Genomic DNA, 15,088 nt, shown 5'->3' with positions numbered 1-15,088 from the left:
GCGTTTCTAGCGTGGCATGCATGAACGCTTCGCGAATCGCCCTCGTCACGGGCGCCAACCAGGGACTCGGACGTGCGCTCGCCGAAGGGCTGGCGGCCCGTATGGATCCCGACGACGTCGTACTGCTCACCGGCCGCAGCCACCAGCGCGTCTCGGACGCCGCCCGTGAAGTGGCGCAACTGCCGGGCACACGCAGCCATGTCCGGGGCCAGGTCCTGGACGTCACCGACACCGACGACATCGCCCGACTCGCCGACGAACTCCGGGCACGGCACGGCGGCGTCGATGTCGTGCTCTCCAACGCCGTCGCCCGACTGCTGCCCGAGGAGTCCCAGGCCGAGCGCGCCGACGAGTTCATCGACGTCTCCAACACCGCCACCCATGCGATCCTGCGCTCGTTCGGCCCCGTCCTGCGTCCGGGCGGCCGACTGATCGTCGTGGCCAGCAGCCTGGGCACTCTCGGCCACCTCGATCCGCGGCTGCACCACCTGTTCGAGGGGGCGAGCCTCGACCAGGTCGAGTACGCCGTCGAGTCCTGGCGCAGCGCCCTCCACAACAGGACCGCCGAGGAGGCGGGCTGGCCACGCTGGCTGAACGTGCCCTCGAAGGTGGCCCAGGTCGCCGCCGTCCGCGCGGTCGCGGCCGAACGCCGCGAGCGCGACCTCGCCGACGGCACCCTGGTCGCCTCCGTGTGCCCCGGCATGGTCGACACCGCCACCTCCCGGCCCTGGTTCAGCGACTTCAGCCAGGCACAGTCGCCTTCCGAGGCCGCCCGTGCGGTGCTCGACCTGATCTTCACCGAGCACGTCGATCCCGCCCTCTACGGCGAGTTGATCCGCTTCGGCAAGGCCCTGCCCTGGCACGACGGGACTCCGCCGGTGGAACAGGACCGACTGCTCAGGCCCTGACCTCGAAAGATCGCGCGCGGACCAGCACACAGCGACTGCAGAAGCCGTTCAGCCCTCGGCGAGTTCAGCACGGCTACCTCAGCTCACAGCAAGGAGTTCATCCGTGAGTGCCATCACGACCCCGTTCGGTTTCTCCAGCACGGCCACCGAGGTCGCGCAGGGAATCGACCTCACCGGCCGCCGCGCCGTGGTCACCGGCGCCTCCTCCGGCCTCGGGGCGGCAACGGCCCACGCGCTCGCCGGCACCGGTGCGGAAGTGACCCTCGCCGTCCGGGACATGACGGCGGGCGAACGTGTCGCCAAGGACATCACCGGGACGACCGGCAACCAGGAGGTGCGTGTCACGCACCTGGACCTGACCGACCCCGCGTCCGTCACCGCCTTCACCACCGCCTGGGAGGGCCCACTGCATGTGCTGGTGAACAACGCGGGCGTCATGGCCTGCCCCGAGCAGTACACCGAACAGGGTTGGGAGTGGCAGTTCGCCACCAACCATCTCGGGCACTTCGCTCTCACCACTGGCCTGCACGGCGCGTTGGCCGCCGACGGCGCCGCCCGCGTCGTCGTGGTCAGCTCCACCGGTCATCAGCAGTCCCCGGTGGTGTTCGACGACGTCAACTTCGCTTTCCGCCCCTACGATCCATGGCTCGCCTACGGTCAGTCCAAGACCGCGGGTGTCCTCTTCGCGGTGGAGGCGACCCGTCGCTGGGCCGCCGACAACATCACCGCCAACGCGGTGATGCCGGGCGCGATCTACACCAACCTCCAGCGCCACACCGGAGGCCGCGGGAGCGGAAGGGTTCCCGCCCACCTCATCAAGAGCGTCGAGCAGGGCGCCGCCACCTCGGTGCTCCTCGCCGCCTCCCCCTCCTCGAAGGCGTCGGCGGCCGCTACTTCGTCGACTGCAACGAGACCGAGGTCATCGACCGTCGCTCCGGCACGCTGCACGGAGTCGCCCGCTACGCCGTCGATCCGGACAACGCACGACGGCTGTGGACCCTGTCGGAACAGTTGAGGTCAAGGTCAGGGCTGTGAGTGCGGTTGCTGTTCCCGCTTCATGTCCCGGTGCCTGGCGGGCTCGGGGGCGATCGCGTCCAGCAGGAGCATGGCGTCGTGGTCGGGGGTGCCGGGTTCGGCGGTGTAGACGCCGAGGCGTTGGCCAGGGGTGCCTTCGAGGTTCATGCTCTGACCGCTGAGGGTGAGGACGCCGACCTGGGGGTGGTGGAAGGTCTTCTGGATCCTCCTGCGGCCGACGACGCCGTAACGCTCCCACAGTGTGGCGAAGTCTAGGCTCTTGAGGAGGAGTTCACCCACGAGGTGGGTGAGGTCGGGAGCGTCGGGGGCGGTGCCGGCCAGGCTGCGCAAACGGGCGACGCAGCCGCGGACCAGCTCGTCCCAGTCGGGGAAGAGGGTGCGCGCGGTGGGGTGGAGGAAGAAGTAGCGGGCCAGGTTGCGCTGGGTGGCGGGCCAGTCCGCGAGGCCCGCGTACAGGGCGAGGCCGCCGGGGTTCCAGGCGAGCAGATCCATGCTGCGGCTGATGATGTAGGCCGGGTTCGGCCGCAGCGCCTCCAGGACCAGCTTCAGGTGCGGGCGCACGGTCCTGCTGGGCGGCGGCGGGGGTTCGGGGGCGTAGCGGGCGGCCCGGGCGGCGAGCTCGCGCAGGTGCTGGTGCTCGGCGTCGTCGAGGTGCAGGGCGCGGGCGAGGGCGCCGAGCACGGCGGGGCTGGGGCGGGTCTCCTTGCCGCGCTCCATGCGGACGTAGTAGTCGATACTCATGCCGGCGAGCGTGGCCAGTTCCTCGCGGCGCAGGCCAGGGGTGCGGCGCAGGCCGGGGCCCACGGTGAGGCCGACCTGGTCGGGGCGGGTCTGGGTGCGGCGCGCGCGCAGGAACTGGCCCAGCTCCGTACCGCCGCCGCTGCTCTGCGCGGATGCCATACGGTCAGTGTCACACCGCGCTGACCTGTGTGGCAGGCGTGTGGGGGGCCCTGTCATTACCCCCGAACGCCGATCCCCTGCACAGCCCGGCCTGCCACTGTCGCCGCGAGGGCGCGAGGCTCCTCGCCACCGGCGTGGCCTTCCTGCCGATGACCGTGCTCACCTCGTTCATCAGTCCGGTGGCCGCCCGCCTGTCGACGCGGTTCGGTGCACGGATGCCGGTGATCACCGGTCAGTTGCTGATGGTCGCGGGCCTGCTGGCCATGGTGGCCGTGCCCGCCGGAGCGCCGGTGTGGCGGTCGGTGGTGCTGATGATGCCGGTCGGCGCCGGCGGCGCCATGGCCGTGACCGCCCTGGTGGCGCTGCTGCTGGACAGCGTGCCCGCCGAGCGGGCCGGCGTCGCCGGCGGTGTGCTGAACGCCGCCCGGCAGCTCGACGGCGCCCTGGCAGTCGCCGCCTTCGGGGCATTGGTCGCCGACCGGGCCGGGTTCGTCGACGGGCTGCACACCAGCCTGCTGATCGCCGCGGCGACGGTGGGGATGACTGTCCTGGCCACTCTCAGCCTGCGACCCGCTCCTCGTACGTGACCGGCCTCCGTGCGGCGCGGGCCCGACCGACCGACGACACACCCAGCCACAACACACCCCAGCTACGACACACCCAGTAAGGACAGATCCCTCATGCGAGCAACCTTCCTGTACGGCGCGGGCGATGTGCGCGTGGAGAACGCGCCCGACCCGGTCATCCAGCAGCCCACCGACGCCGTCGTACGAGTCGTCCTGTCCTGCGTCTGTGGCAGTGACCTGTGGCCGTACAAGTCCATGCCCGCCGGCGAACAGGGACGGCCCATGGGCCATGAGTTCCTCGGCGTCGTCGAGGAGACCGGCTCCGACGTGACCGGGGTCAAGCGCGGTGACATGGTGGTCGCCCCGTTCACGTACTGCGACAACACCTGCGACTACTGCCGCAAGGGCCTGCACTCCTCGTGCCGCAACGGCGGCCGCTACGGCTGGGGCGGCGTCGACGGCGGGCAGGGCGAGGCCGTCCGCGTGCCCCAGGCCACCGGGACGCTGGTCAAGCTGCCCGTCGGCGAGGACTCCGAGTTGCTGCCCTCCCTGCTGTCCCTTTCCGATGTGCTGGGCACCGGCCATCACGGCGCGGTCACCGCAGGTGTCACCCGCGGTGACTCCGTTCTGGTGATCGGCGACGGAGCCGTCGGACTGTCGGCGGTGCTGGCCGCGAGGCGGCTGGGCGCCGAGCAGATCGTCCTGATGGGCCGGCACACCGCCCGCACCGACCTGGGACGGGACTTCGGTGCCACGGACGTCGTGGCCGAACGCGGTGAGGAAGGCATCGCGCGTGTTCGGGACCTGACCGGCAGCCGCGGAGCCGATCGCGTCATCGAAGCCGTCGGCACCGAGCAGGCCCTGCAGGCGGCCTTCGGCTCCGTCACCGACGGCGGGGCCATCAGCCGCCTCGGCGTACCCCAGTACGAACTGGGCCCCATCGGCCCGGCCATGATCATGCGGAACATCACCCTGACCGGCGGTGTCTCCCCGGCCCGCGCGTACATCGAGGAACTCCTGCCGGACGTCCTCGACGGCACACTCGCCCCCGGGCGCCTCTTCGACCGCGCCGTCGGCCTCGACGAAGTCCCCGACGGCTACCGCTCCATGGCCGATCGAGAGGCCCTGAAGGTCCTCATCCGCCCCTGAACCGCACCGTGCCCGCTTCGGCGCGGGGCTGGAGACGACCACAGCGCCGGAGCGGCCGGTCCATGGACGGCCTCAGCTGTCCCCGATGACGGCCTCAGCCGTTCCCGAAAGGAAATCCCATGCAGACCGTGATCCTCAACAACGGCGTCGCAATGCCGATCCTCGGTTTCGGCGTCTTCCAGATCCCGCCGGAGCAGACCGAGCAGGCGGTCACCGACGCCCTCGCCGCCGGCTACCGACTGCTCGACACCGCCGCCGCCTACCTCAACGAGGAGGCCGTGGGCCGAGCCATCAAGAACAGCGGCATCCCGCGCGAGGAACTGTTCGTCACCACCAAGGTGTGGATCCAGGACGCCGGTGAGGAGAGCACCAAGCGCGCCTTCGAGACATCGCTGGGCAAGCTCGGCCTCGACCACCTCGACCTGTACCTGATCCACCAGCCCTTCGGCGACGTCCACGGCTCCTGGCGCGCCATGGAGAACCTGCACCGCGAAGGCCGCATCAGGGCGATCGGCGTCGCCAACTTCCACCCCGACCGGCTCGTCGACCTCATCGTCAACAACGACGTCACGCCCGCGGTCAACCAGATCGAGACCCACCCGTTCTTCCAGCGCGCCACCGACCAAGAGGTCATGCGCGAGCACGGGGTCCAGATCCAGTCGTGGGGCGGGTTCGCCGAAGGTCGCAACAACCTGTTCACGCACCCGGTCCTGAGCGAGATCGCCGACAAGCACGGCAAGTCCGTGGCACAGGTCGTGCTCCGATGGCTCTCCCAGCGAGACGTTGTCGCGATCCCCAAGTCGGTGCGCGCCGACCGCATGGCGGAGAACATCGACGTCTTCGACTTCGAGCTCACGGACGATCAGATGGCGTCCATCGCCGGCCTGGACACCGGCAGGTCTCTCTTCTTCGACCACCGTGACCCGGCCATGGTCAGGCGGCTCGCCGGCCTCCGCATCCACGACTGATCCGGCGGAGAAGCGGGTCCTGGCGAATCGGCGTTCTCCGAACTGAGCGACGTCGTCCGGGAGAAGCCCACAGCCAGGCGCGGCGTCGTAGCGGATATTCGGTTGACCGCGGTGGTGCGGTGCGGGCTAAGTTCCGCGCATGGCCGAGATTCAGGGTTCGTACGACGATCTCTTCTCCGCGGTACCCGGCGCACTCGCCGAGTTGCTCGACGCCGGAGACGTGGGCGCCTCGGTGGCGGTCTTCGTGGACGGTGAGCCGGTGGTGGACGTCTGGGCCGGATTCACCGACACGGACCGCACGGTCCCGTGGCAGCGCGACACGATCGCGGGCGTCTGGTCGGTCACCAAGACGATGACGGCGCTGTGTGCCCTCGTTCTGGCCGACCGCGGCGAGCTCGACCTGACCGCGCCGGTCGCCCGGTACTGGCCGGAGTTCGCCGCGGCGGGCAAGGACGGGGTGCTGGTGCGGCACCTGCTCGCGCACACCGCGGGCCTGCCCGACTGGGACGGCCCGACGACGGCCGAGGATCTCTACGACTGGCCGTCCGCCACGACGCGGCTCGCCGCGCAGGCTCCGCGGTGGGAGCCGGGCACCGCGGCCGGATACCACTCGCTCACCCAAGGGTTCCTCGTCGGCGAGGTCGTGCGCCGGATCACCGGCCGCACGCTGGGCGAGTTCTTCGCCGACGAGGTGGCCGGGCCGCTGGACGCGGACTTCCACATCGGGTTGTCCGCCGAGCACGACCACCGGGTCGCGCTCTCGATCCCGCCGCTGTCGCGCGACGAGGACTACGTCTCGAGCGCGCCCGGCAAGACCGCACCCCCGACCGCCGGAGGTGGGATACGGGTCCGTGACGGGAACAGCGTCGCCTGGCGGCGCGCCGAGATCCCCGCGGCGAGCGGATTCGGCAACGCCCGCTCGGTCGCGCTCGTGCAGTCGGTGATGGCGTGCGGCGGAACGGTGCGTGGGGTGCGGCTGCTGTCGCCGGCGGGCTGTGCCCGTGCGTGGGAGGAACAGTTCCGTGGCGAGGACCGCCTCCTGGGCATGCCGATGCGGTACGGCATGGGGTACGGCCTGTTCGGTGACACGTACGGCTGGAGCGGCTGGGGCGGCGCGACGGTCATGATCGAACCCGACGCCCGCATGGCGGTGTCGTACGTGCCCAACCAGATGCGCGAGCCCGGGGACGACTACCGAGGCCTCGAGGTCGTGATGGCGGCCTACGACGGGCTCAAGGGCCTGCGCGCCTGACTTGCCGTCGGGCGCGCATCGGAAACCGGCGGGGCCGAACTGGTCGCAGGAGGGGCTCGGGTACGTGGCCGGGGTGACCGTTGGCTTCTGGCGGCCTTGCGCTAGGTGATGATGCATCACCTAACTGACCTCGGTGGACCGTAGCCGGGCGGGCGGGCGTCACCGTCGCCACCCCGGCCGATCGCCAGACCGATACGGAATACCGTGGCCCGGCGCCACGTTCTCCGTGCAGTTGATACATCAACCGCGTGGAGATGGGTGCGATGCAGTTCGGGATCTTCACCGTCGCTGACGTGACCACCGATCCGATCACCGGCCGGACACCGACCGAGCAGGAACGGATCAAGGCGATGGTGACCATCGCACAGAAGGCCGAGGAGGTGGGCCTCGACGTCTTCGCGACCGGCGAGCACCACAACCGGCCGTTCGTGCCCTCCTCCCCCACCACCATGCTCGGCTGGACCGCCGCACGCACCCACCGCATCATCCTCTCCACGGCCACCACACTGATCACCACCAACGACCCGGTGAAGATCGCCGAGGACTACGCGATGCTGGCGGTCTCCCATCTGCCCCCACCAGCTCCGGCAGCCACTGGCAAACCTGCTCGGGTGAGAGAATCGCCTGGTCGGTGAACGCGTCGGTGAAATGGCGCATACTGCCGCCGCTTACCGCGACTCGCCCGTTGCTCCGTCAACTGCCTGGGGTGGCTGCATCAGCGCTGTGAGCTGACGCAGGACTTCTTCCTCAGGAGCGGACTGCTCCGAACTCTCGATCCGCACCGAGCGGCGCTCCCACCCCGTCCCGTCGGAGGACCGAATCTCGACCTCGACTTCGACAACGGACTTCTTGCGCCGCTTCAGCAGCCATGCCGCGAGCAGGGGCAGTGTCGGAACGTACGCCTCGACAACAACCTGCCAGGTGGCCCGATCGCCGTGCAGCCCACCGAGCCCGATGTCCTCCTGAGCCGTATCCACCTGCTCCGGAGGTAGCGCGTCTGTCAACTCGCGCTGCTCAAGCCGCGTCAAACCACCGATTCGAATTCTCCGCGGAATGTCGCCCATCCGAGCCTCCTGCATCGCGCGAGCATCGGACCACTGAAATGCGTTCCTCCGCAGTCGCGGTGCAGCCGGTCCCGAGCGGGTTCTCGACCGAGTTCTCGGCACGCAGCATCGTGTCGATCAGCGGTGCGACCTCGTCCACCAGAACGGCTTCACGGGGCCCTACCGAAGGAGCGAACGGAACATGCCGACGCATCAGCCGGCGGACGAAGCTTGGCAGCCTCGGCGCCTGCGGTAGCGGCTGGAGGCCCACCTGTTCACCGTTGCGTCAGCGACGTCGCCGCCCGTCGGCGCCGGGCACCTTCGTCGAACTGATCGGCCAGATGATCACCACGGCCCTCGTCGCACGGGATGTCGATCCACCGGCCGCCGCGGCGCATTCGTCACCTCCACCGACGCCGGACGCGATCGGCACGCTGTCTGTATGGCTGCCCGCGAACGCCATGGACGACGCGGAGCGAGCCGCTCTCACTGGTGCGCTGCCCGCCCTCTTCCAGCCCGCTGAACACCTCGGTGGTAAGGGCCCCGGCAGGGCGGGCGACTCACATCGCGAGCCGGGCGAACGGGGCGTTGCACTCCCTTGCCTCCTGAGGCCCCTGCGAGGAGACCTGATATCCGGCGGTTGGTCAGAACCGAATCTCGACGACGCGGCCTTCCGCGTCGAGTTCAGGAACCGCGGGAACCCGGTCCGCGATCCCCAGTGCGATCCGGTGCGCCGACCAAGCCGCGACAGCGGCGTCGAGAACGTCGTCGGCGGGAATGCGATCCGCCTCACCGAGCGCGTCCGGGACCACGATCCCGGCCTCGGCCAGCAGAGAGCGGCGCATGTGCTGGCCCCGCCAGGTCTTCTTCGCGTGAGCCAGCGGAACCCCGCCGGCCAAGGCGTAGAAGGACACCTCGGGGTGCACCTCGTGCACCCGCTCATCGGCCAGCCAGCACGCCCGAGCCGCAAGCAGTTTCGGCGCCAGCGCCCATGCCTGCTGGCTCAGCCGATTACCGGTCAACTCCTGGCACCGGTCCGCGGCCGCCGCGTACTCCCGCTCCTGCCACGCCGGCCTAGGTGCTATGAGGAAAACACTGCTGCGCCGCGCGCCGAGAAGCGTCTTGGCCGCAAGATCCGCGGCACGCCAGCCCTTCTCGACAAGGCCGAGCGGCATGTCCACCGCGATCACCTGCGCTCCGGCGGCACGCTCGATCAGCGTGTCGAGCCGGGCATCCACCAGGCTGCCCGCGTACGTGCCGTCCGTGAGACTGATCCCGACCCAGCCCTGCTTACCGCAGGCATCGACTCCCAGGACGTCCATCCCACCCCACCCTCGCGCAAGGAGCGCAGCCTACCGCGACTGCGCCCGACCAGTCGCCGACCATGGTCAGGCATCTGCACGGAGGACTCCGCCGAACGCGTTCGCGTGGGCCTTCAGAACCCTCGTACGACAGCATCTCCAGCCTCGGCGGCGGTGTACTGCTGTCCGCGATGATGCTCGGCGAGATCGCACCCGGCGGCACCGGCAGCGGGCTCTACGGCCTGATCATGGTGGTCGTGGTGGCCGTCTTCATCGGCGGTCTGATGGTCGGTCGCACGCCCGAGTACCTGCGCAAGCGGATCAGGTACGGGGAGATGCGGTGGGTCGTGGTGTACGCGCTGATGCCGCCCACGGTGATCCTCGCCTGCACGGGTGTCGCGCTCGCCTTCGACGACGGGCCAAGGTCGTCGCCGCCTGCCTGAGCTTCACGGACTCCGACACCCACAGCACGGTGACGCTCACCGACGCCACCTCGGCCGGACTCTGCGACGAGGCATACACCATCACTCGTACCGACAGCGCCTGGGAGAGCGGCACGGCGGACCAGGGCTGCTCGCCCGACGCCGGCGGACGAGCGCCCGCCCGTGGGGCCGCCGGACGCGCTTCGATGGTCTCGCGCGTGTGTCCGGAGCCCGTAGGCGGGAGCCGGTTCGGTGGCGGGTGGTCACGGCGGAGCGGCGATCGGAGGCCGCAAGCCGCCCTTCAGTTGCCGAGACGCGATGGGCGGGCCAGGCGTCAGATCCGGAGGCCGTCCGGTGAACCGGGAGGGAACTCTTGGTGACGAGTCCCTTCGGACGGCCGTTCGAGCCAAGGCCGCTGCCTAGCATGAGGTGATCACGTTCGGCACGACACCGGGAGGCCCGGATGCTGTTGTCCGGCCTCAAGCGGAGGCCGCTGCGTCTGTGGGGCGCCGTCGGCCTTGTTCTCGTGTTCGTCCTGGTGGGGGTGCTGGCTCTAAGGCGCGGGTCGAGCCAGGCGCACGTCACCGCCGAGGCACTGCCGCACACCGCCGTGGAGGTGTCGCCGAGCGGCTGCGGCCGCGGCTGGCACGAGCCTCGGCCCGGCCTGCAGGTCTTCGATCTGCACAACCCCTCCTCCGGGGCCGCCGAGGTGTACCTCGAAGACCCCGCGAGCCACGCGGTGTACGGCGAGGTGGAGGGCCTTGCTCCCGGCACGACACGGGAGTTGACCGTGCGGCTGGGAAAGGGTTCGTACGCCTTCAAGTGCCTGCCGGACGATGCCGACGCGGTCACGGGCCCCACGGTCCGCATCACCGAGGGGCGCAGCGGTCCGGCGGCGGCGCCGGTCACTGAGCACGACCTGATCCCGCCGTCGATCGGCTACCAGAAGTGGGTCGGTTCCGGGCTCGACGACGTGGTGACGCTGACCGGGAAACTGCGGGACGCGATCGACCGCGGCGATCTCGCCGGTGCGCGTACGGCCTGGCTGCCGGCACATCTGCAGTATGAGCGACTCGGCGCGGCGTACGACGCCTTCGGCGATGCGGACGGGCAGATCAACGGGACGGACGCGGGACTGCACGCAGGGGTGCACGACCAGGACTTCACCGGCTTCCACCGCATCGAGTACGGGCTGTGGCACGGCGAGTCCGCCCCCGCCCTGCGCGCCCCGGCCGCCGCCCTCGTCAAGGCCGTCACCGCGCTGCGCGACGACTGGTCGCAGACCCGCATGGATCCGGCCCAGCTCGGCCTGCGGGCGCACGAGATCCTGGAGAACACCGTGCAGTTCGAGCTGACCGGTCGGACCGACTACGGTAGCGGCAGCAACCTCGCGACCGCCCGCGCCAACCTCGACGGCACCCGCGCCGTCCTGTCCCGGCTGCGCTCCCTGCTCACCACCCGGTACGCCGATCTGCCGGGCCTGGACCGGGAGTTGGACCGTGCCCAGCACACTCTCGACAGTTTCCGCCACGGGGGCGCGTGGACCGCGCTGGACCGCCTGAGCCGGGCCCAGCGGGAGAAGACCGACGCGGTCCTCGACGATCTGGCCGAGCGCCTCGCGTCGGTGGCCACCCTGTGCGACCCACGGAGGACGGCGTGAGCACGTCGAAGGATGCGTCCCCAGGCAAAAGCGGTGTCGGCAGGCGCGGTTTCCTGCGCGGCGCGGCCCTCGCGGGCGCCGGGCTCGCCGCCGGCGGGGCGGCCGCCCCGAGCACCTCCGCCGGTGCGCCGTCCGTCGCCCCGCTCCACGGCCCGCACCAGGAGTCGGTGCTCTCCACGCCCCGCCGGGTCACCGCGTTCACCGCCTTCGACGTGACCGCCGAAAACCGCGCCGAGTTGACCGACCTGCTGCGCACTCTCACCGAGCGCGCCCGCTTCCTCACCTCTGGCGGCACGCCCCAGCCGGTCGGCATCACTGGGCCGCCCACCGACTCGGGCATCCTGGGCGAGCGACTGCCCTCCGGCGCCCTGGCGGTGACCGTCGGGGTCGGATCCGCCCTCTTCGACGACCGATACGGCCTGGGCGCGCAGCGCCCTCGCCGCCTGACCACCATGCCCGCGTTCCCCGACGACGACCTCCAGTCCGACTGGTGCCACGGCGACCTGAGCCTGCAACTGCACGCCGACGACACGGACACCGTCCTGCACGCCCTGCGCGACATCGCCCGGCACACCCGCGGCGGCCTTCAGGTCCGCTGGCGCCTCGATGGCTTCAGCAGCCCGCCACGCCCGTCCGGAACCCCGCGCAATCTGCTGGGTTTCAAGGACGGCACGGCCAACCCGGAGGCGACCGACGCCCAGCAGATGAACCGCCTGGTATGGGTGGGACGGGGCAGCGGCGAACCCAACTGGGCGGTCGGCGGCAGCTATCAGGTCGTACGGCTGATCCGCATGTTGGTGGAGTTCTGGGACCGGGTCTCCCTCAGCGAGCAGGAGCGGATGTTCGGCCGGGCCCGCGAGTCCGGCGCACCCCTGGACGGCAACGCCGAACACGACACGCCGGACTACCCGTCCGATCCCAAGGGCGACGTCATCCCGTTGGACGCGCACATCCGCCTCGCCAACCCGCGCACCGCGCAGACCGCCGGCCAGCGGATCCTGCGCCGCGCCTACAACTACGACCGGGGCACGGACAGCAACGGCAACCTCGACATGGGCCTGCTGTTCTGCTGCTACCAGCAGGACCTGGTCCGGCAGTTCGAGACCGTGCAGAAGCGCCTTGCGGGCGAGCCACTCACCGACTACATCAAGCCGTTCGGCGGCGGCTACTTCTTCGCGCTGCCCGGCGTACGGGACGAGGCGGACTGGTACGGGCGCGCCCTCCTCCGCTGAGCCTGTCCGGACAACTCGACCGGCTCAGTTGGTCAATACACGGTCAAACCTTGGCCTGGTTTCCCTGACTCGGTGTTCACTCCGGCGCCATGATGACTCCGCCGGGCGGCCGACCGCCGGGCACAGCATCGCGATCCGTACAGCACAATCGCATCGGTGTCCGGAGGGTGAAGCAGCATGGCCAGCAGGGGAAGACGAGCAACGATTCGGAGTCTGGGGGCGCTCGCGGGCGCTGCCACGCTCACCGTTCTGGGCGGCGCACCGACGTGGGCGGCCACGGCGGACGGGCACCACGGCCACTCCTCGACGGCCACGCCCATCAAGCACGTGGTCGTCCTCTTCGACGAGAACGTCTCGTTCGACCACTACTTCGCGACCTACCCGAAGGCCGCGAACACCGACGGCACGAAGTTCACGGCGTCCAGGAAGACCCCGAAGAACATCGACACCCTCGCGCACGCCGGGCTGCTGACGAAGAACCCCAACCAGTACGCGCCGAAGCGGCTCACCCCGGCGCAGTCCATGACCTGCGACCAGAACCACAACTACGGGGCCGAGCAGTACGCCGCGAACGGCGGCAAGGCCGACCAGTACGTGCAGAACACCGAGGTCAACAAGTGCAGCGGCGGCCTCTTCGGTGAGCCGGGTCTGGTCATGGACTACTACGACGGCAACACCGTCACCGCGCTGTGGAACTACGCACAGCAGTACGCCATGAACGACCGCTCCTACAGCTCGGTCTACGGCCCCTCCACGCCCGGCGCCCTGAACCTGGTCTCGGGCCAGACGCACGGCGTGATCTCAACGGACCCCACCTCCGGCACCGAGAACCCGAAGCAGACCTCGACGCCCGATGCGTACACGGTCAAGTCTCCCGACGCGAAGGGCGTCGGCACGGTCATCAACGACCCCGACCCGGCCTACGACGACTGCTCCGGCAAGGACCACACCAGCACCAACACGCTGGCCGCGATGCAGGGCAAGAACATCGGTGACGTCCTCAACTCCAAGAATGTCAGCTGGGGTTGGTTCCAGGGCGGCTTCAGGCCGTCCACCGCGTGGGACGGCAAGCAGGGCGACTACGCCAAGTGCGACACCACGCACACCAACGTCGGTGGCGCCGCAGTCGTCGACTACAGCCCGCACCACTCGCCGTTCGAGTACTACAAGTCGACGTCCAACCCGCACCACCTGCCGCCCAAGAGCGTCGACGAGATCGGCCACGCCGGCCAGGCCAACCACAACTACGACCTGACCGACTTCGACGCCGCGGCGAAGGCGGGCAAGCTTCCGGCCGTCAGCTTCGTCAAGGCCCCCGAGTACCAGGACGGCCACGCCGCCTACTCCGACCCGATCGACGAACAACACTTTCTCGTCGACCAGATCAACGCCGTACAGTCCTCGCCACAGTGGAAGTCCACCGCGATCGTCATCGCCTACGACGACTCCGACGGCTGGTACGACCACGCCTACGTCGCCCCGCGCAACGGCTCCACGGACACCGCCCTCGGCTCCAACGGCAAGGCCACCGACAGCGCCGCCTGCCAGACCGGCCCCAAGGCGTCCGGCGGCTACGCCGACCGCTGCGGCCCCGGCACCCGTCAGCCCCTCCTCGTGGTCTCCCCGTACAGCAAGGTCAACAAGGTCTCCCACGCGCTGACCGACCAGTCCTCGGTTATCAAGTTCATCGAGGACAACTGGCACACCGGCCGGATCGGCGACCACTCCTTCGACGCCACCGCGGGCTCGTTGACCAGCATGTTCGACTTCAAGCACCCCAACAACAAGCAGGTGCTGCTCAACTCGGACGGCTCGGTCAAGTCCGTCGGCTCCATCCACCACGTCGCGCCGGTCGCGACAAGCATCACCCCGGGTCCGGCGATGCAGAACACCGCCGCGACCACCGACACCTCGTCGTTCCCCACCGTCCCGGTGGGCCTCGGCGTTGCCGCCCTGCTGGCCGCCGGCGCCACGGGCACGTACCTCACCCTGCGCCGCAAGCAGCGCGCGACCACGTGACGCAACCTGCATGACCAGCGCGGCGCGGTCCTCCTGGGCCGCGCCGCGCCGCGTCCGCTCCGTCGGATCGGCAGCACTCACCACGTTCTCCCACGGGAAGTGAGCGACGGTGGCCGACCTGGTGCCGGGGCTGGTGTGCTGCTCCACCGTCGGGCGGCTGTGGTGGCTTCCCGGCACACTGCTGCTGTCCGCGACTGCCGCCGCGCACCCGGCGGTGTGGCCCGCGCCGTCCGCCACGCCTGGCCGGCCACGCACTGCCCTACGCGGCGATCACCTGGTGGACGGCCGTCACCCCGCTCACGGCCGCCCTGACACTCTTGGCCGGCACCGTGGCGATCCGCCGGCACCGCCCCTCCCCGGGACCCGGAGGACTGGGATGACGACCTCAACGAAGATCGACTTCAGGCGGGAGCGACGTCGACTGTATGAGGCCGGCACCGAGCCGGCCTCCACCTCGTCGATATGCCCGGACTCGCCTTCTTGATGGCCTCCGCGCACAGTGATCGGTCCGGCTTCCTCAGAAGACGAACGTGGCATTGCTGAGGCCGACGTAGATCGCGACGATGCCAGCGATCCACAGGGCCAGTGTGCCGACCAGGGCGCCCGTGGCCGCGGGATCCCAGCGCGGCGTCC

At 70.1% G+C, this 15,088-nt stretch carries 12 protein-coding genes and 2 pseudogenes; 11 read left to right on the top strand and 3 right to left on the bottom strand.

What is annotated here, in order from left to right:
• Positions 1 to 20 precede the first annotated feature (20 nt).
• Together AAFF41_RS47660 and AAFF41_RS47655 are read left to right on the top strand one after the other, a co-directional pair.
• A complete protein-coding gene (locus AAFF41_RS47660) occupies positions 21 to 908 on the top strand; it encodes an SDR family NAD(P)-dependent oxidoreductase (protein ID WP_319749735.1) in 888 nt (295 codons plus the stop codon).
• A gap of 103 nt (positions 909 to 1,011) precedes the next feature.
• A pseudogene (locus AAFF41_RS47655) lies at positions 1,012 to 1,943 on the top strand (SDR family NAD(P)-dependent oxidoreductase).
• Here AAFF41_RS47655 and AAFF41_RS47650 read toward each other — a convergent pair.
• Positions 1,932 to 2,843 (bottom strand): helix-turn-helix transcriptional regulator, encoded by a 912-nt coding sequence (locus AAFF41_RS47650; RefSeq protein ID WP_343326038.1) that lies wholly within the window; start codon positions 2,841 to 2,843, stop codon positions 1,932 to 1,934. The pseudogene AAFF41_RS47655 and the gene AAFF41_RS47650 overlap by 12 nt on opposite strands.
• 149 nt (positions 2,844 to 2,992) lie before the next feature.
• Here AAFF41_RS47650 and AAFF41_RS47645 point away from each other — a divergent pair, with 149 nt between their 5' ends.
• The 5 genes and pseudogenes from AAFF41_RS47645 to AAFF41_RS47625 form a co-directional block, all read left to right on the top strand.
• Positions 2,993 to 3,430, top strand: a complete 438-nt coding sequence (locus tag AAFF41_RS47645) for an MFS transporter (protein ID WP_343326037.1) — start codon at positions 2,993 to 2,995, stop codon at positions 3,428 to 3,430.
• A 93-nt stretch (positions 3,431 to 3,523) separates the two neighbouring features.
• Positions 3,524 to 4,558: an alcohol dehydrogenase catalytic domain-containing protein gene (locus tag AAFF41_RS47640; protein WP_319749739.1), complete on the top strand. Its 1,035-nt coding sequence runs from the start codon at positions 3,524 to 3,526 to the stop codon at positions 4,556 to 4,558.
• 119 nt (positions 4,559 to 4,677) lie between these two features.
• Positions 4,678 to 5,526, top strand: coding sequence for an aldo/keto reductase (locus AAFF41_RS47635; protein ID WP_319749741.1), 849 nt, complete (start codon positions 4,678 to 4,680; stop codon positions 5,524 to 5,526).
• Between the two features lie 139 nt (positions 5,527 to 5,665).
• Complete coding sequence (locus AAFF41_RS47630; RefSeq protein WP_319749742.1) at positions 5,666 to 6,778, top strand: serine hydrolase domain-containing protein; 1,113 nt, start codon at positions 5,666 to 5,668, stop codon at positions 6,776 to 6,778.
• A 263-nt stretch (positions 6,779 to 7,041) separates the two neighbouring features.
• Positions 7,042 to 7,335, top strand: a pseudogene (locus AAFF41_RS47625) (LLM class flavin-dependent oxidoreductase); the annotation flags it as partial.
• Between the two features lie 111 nt (positions 7,336 to 7,446).
• Here the strand turns inward: AAFF41_RS47625 and AAFF41_RS47620 are convergent.
• Positions 7,447 to 7,842 carry a hypothetical protein gene (locus AAFF41_RS47620; protein WP_319749743.1) on the bottom strand — a complete coding sequence of 132 codons (396 nt, stop codon included), beginning with the start codon at positions 7,840 to 7,842 and terminating at the stop codon, positions 7,447 to 7,449.
• 623 nt (positions 7,843 to 8,465) lie between these two features.
• The gene (locus AAFF41_RS47615) at positions 8,466 to 9,143 is read right to left on the bottom strand and encodes a DUF429 domain-containing protein (protein WP_319749744.1); all 678 of its coding nucleotides are present in this window, start codon (positions 9,141 to 9,143) and stop codon (positions 8,466 to 8,468) included.
• A gap of 62 nt (positions 9,144 to 9,205) precedes the next feature.
• Here AAFF41_RS47615 and AAFF41_RS47610 point away from each other — a divergent pair, with 62 nt between their 5' ends.
• The 4 genes from AAFF41_RS47610 (at position 9,206) to AAFF41_RS47595 (ending at position 14,455) form a co-directional block, all read left to right on the top strand.
• Complete coding sequence (locus AAFF41_RS47610) at positions 9,206 to 9,565, top strand: potassium-transporting ATPase subunit KdpA (protein WP_319749745.1); 360 nt, start codon at positions 9,206 to 9,208, stop codon at positions 9,563 to 9,565.
• 442 nt (positions 9,566 to 10,007) lie between these two features.
• Positions 10,008 to 11,204, top strand: coding sequence for an EfeM/EfeO family lipoprotein (locus AAFF41_RS47605; RefSeq protein WP_343326036.1), 1,197 nt, complete (start codon positions 10,008 to 10,010; stop codon positions 11,202 to 11,204).
• Entirely contained in the window at positions 11,201 to 12,436 is a 1,236-nt protein-coding gene (efeB, locus tag AAFF41_RS47600; RefSeq protein WP_343326035.1) for an iron uptake transporter deferrochelatase/peroxidase subunit, read from the top strand. Before AAFF41_RS47605 ends, efeB begins: the two co-directional genes overlap by 4 nt.
• Positions 12,437 to 12,613: 177 nt before the next feature.
• Entirely contained in the window at positions 12,614 to 14,455 is a 1,842-nt protein-coding gene (locus tag AAFF41_RS47595; RefSeq protein ID WP_343326034.1) for a phospholipase C, read from the top strand.
• Positions 14,456 to 15,088: the final 633 nt, after the last annotated feature.

The sequence above is a fragment of the Streptomyces mirabilis genome, from assembly GCF_039503195.1.
GTDB classification, from domain to species: domain Bacteria; phylum Actinomycetota; class Actinomycetes; order Streptomycetales; family Streptomycetaceae; genus Streptomyces; species Streptomyces mirabilis_D.
Note: the sequence above shows the minus strand (reverse complement) of the source record. Positions and strands in the feature narration are given on the sequence as shown.

Excerpts from the sequence above, each read along its gene's own strand:
- AAFF41_RS47635 (WP_319749741.1), top strand. The coding sequence starts at position 4,678 with ATGCAGACCGTGATCCTCAACAACGGCGTCGCAATGCCGATCCTCGGT.
- AAFF41_RS47595 (WP_343326034.1), top strand. The coding sequence starts at position 12,614 with ATGGCCAGCAGGGGAAGACGAGCAACGATTCGGAGTCTGGGGGCGCTC.
- AAFF41_RS47630 (WP_319749742.1), top strand. The coding sequence starts at position 5,666 with ATGGCCGAGATTCAGGGTTCGTACGACGATCTCTTCTCCGCGGTACCC.
- AAFF41_RS47605 (WP_343326036.1), top strand. The coding sequence starts at position 10,008 with ATGCTGTTGTCCGGCCTCAAGCGGAGGCCGCTGCGTCTGTGGGGCGCC.
- AAFF41_RS47620 (WP_319749743.1), bottom strand. The coding sequence starts at position 7,842 with ATGGGCGACATTCCGCGGAGAATTCGAATCGGTGGTTTGACGCGGCTT.
- AAFF41_RS47645 (WP_343326037.1), top strand. The coding sequence starts at position 2,993 with ATGACCGTGCTCACCTCGTTCATCAGTCCGGTGGCCGCCCGCCTGTCG.
- AAFF41_RS47615 (WP_319749744.1), bottom strand. The coding sequence starts at position 9,143 with ATGGACGTCCTGGGAGTCGATGCCTGCGGTAAGCAGGGCTGGGTCGGG.
- AAFF41_RS47640 (WP_319749739.1), top strand. The coding sequence starts at position 3,524 with ATGCGAGCAACCTTCCTGTACGGCGCGGGCGATGTGCGCGTGGAGAAC.
- AAFF41_RS47610 (WP_319749745.1), top strand. The coding sequence starts at position 9,206 with ATGGTCAGGCATCTGCACGGAGGACTCCGCCGAACGCGTTCGCGTGGG.
- AAFF41_RS47660 (WP_319749735.1), top strand. The coding sequence starts at position 21 with ATGAACGCTTCGCGAATCGCCCTCGTCACGGGCGCCAACCAGGGACTC.
- AAFF41_RS47650 (WP_343326038.1), bottom strand. The coding sequence starts at position 2,843 with ATGGCATCCGCGCAGAGCAGCGGCGGCGGTACGGAGCTGGGCCAGTTC.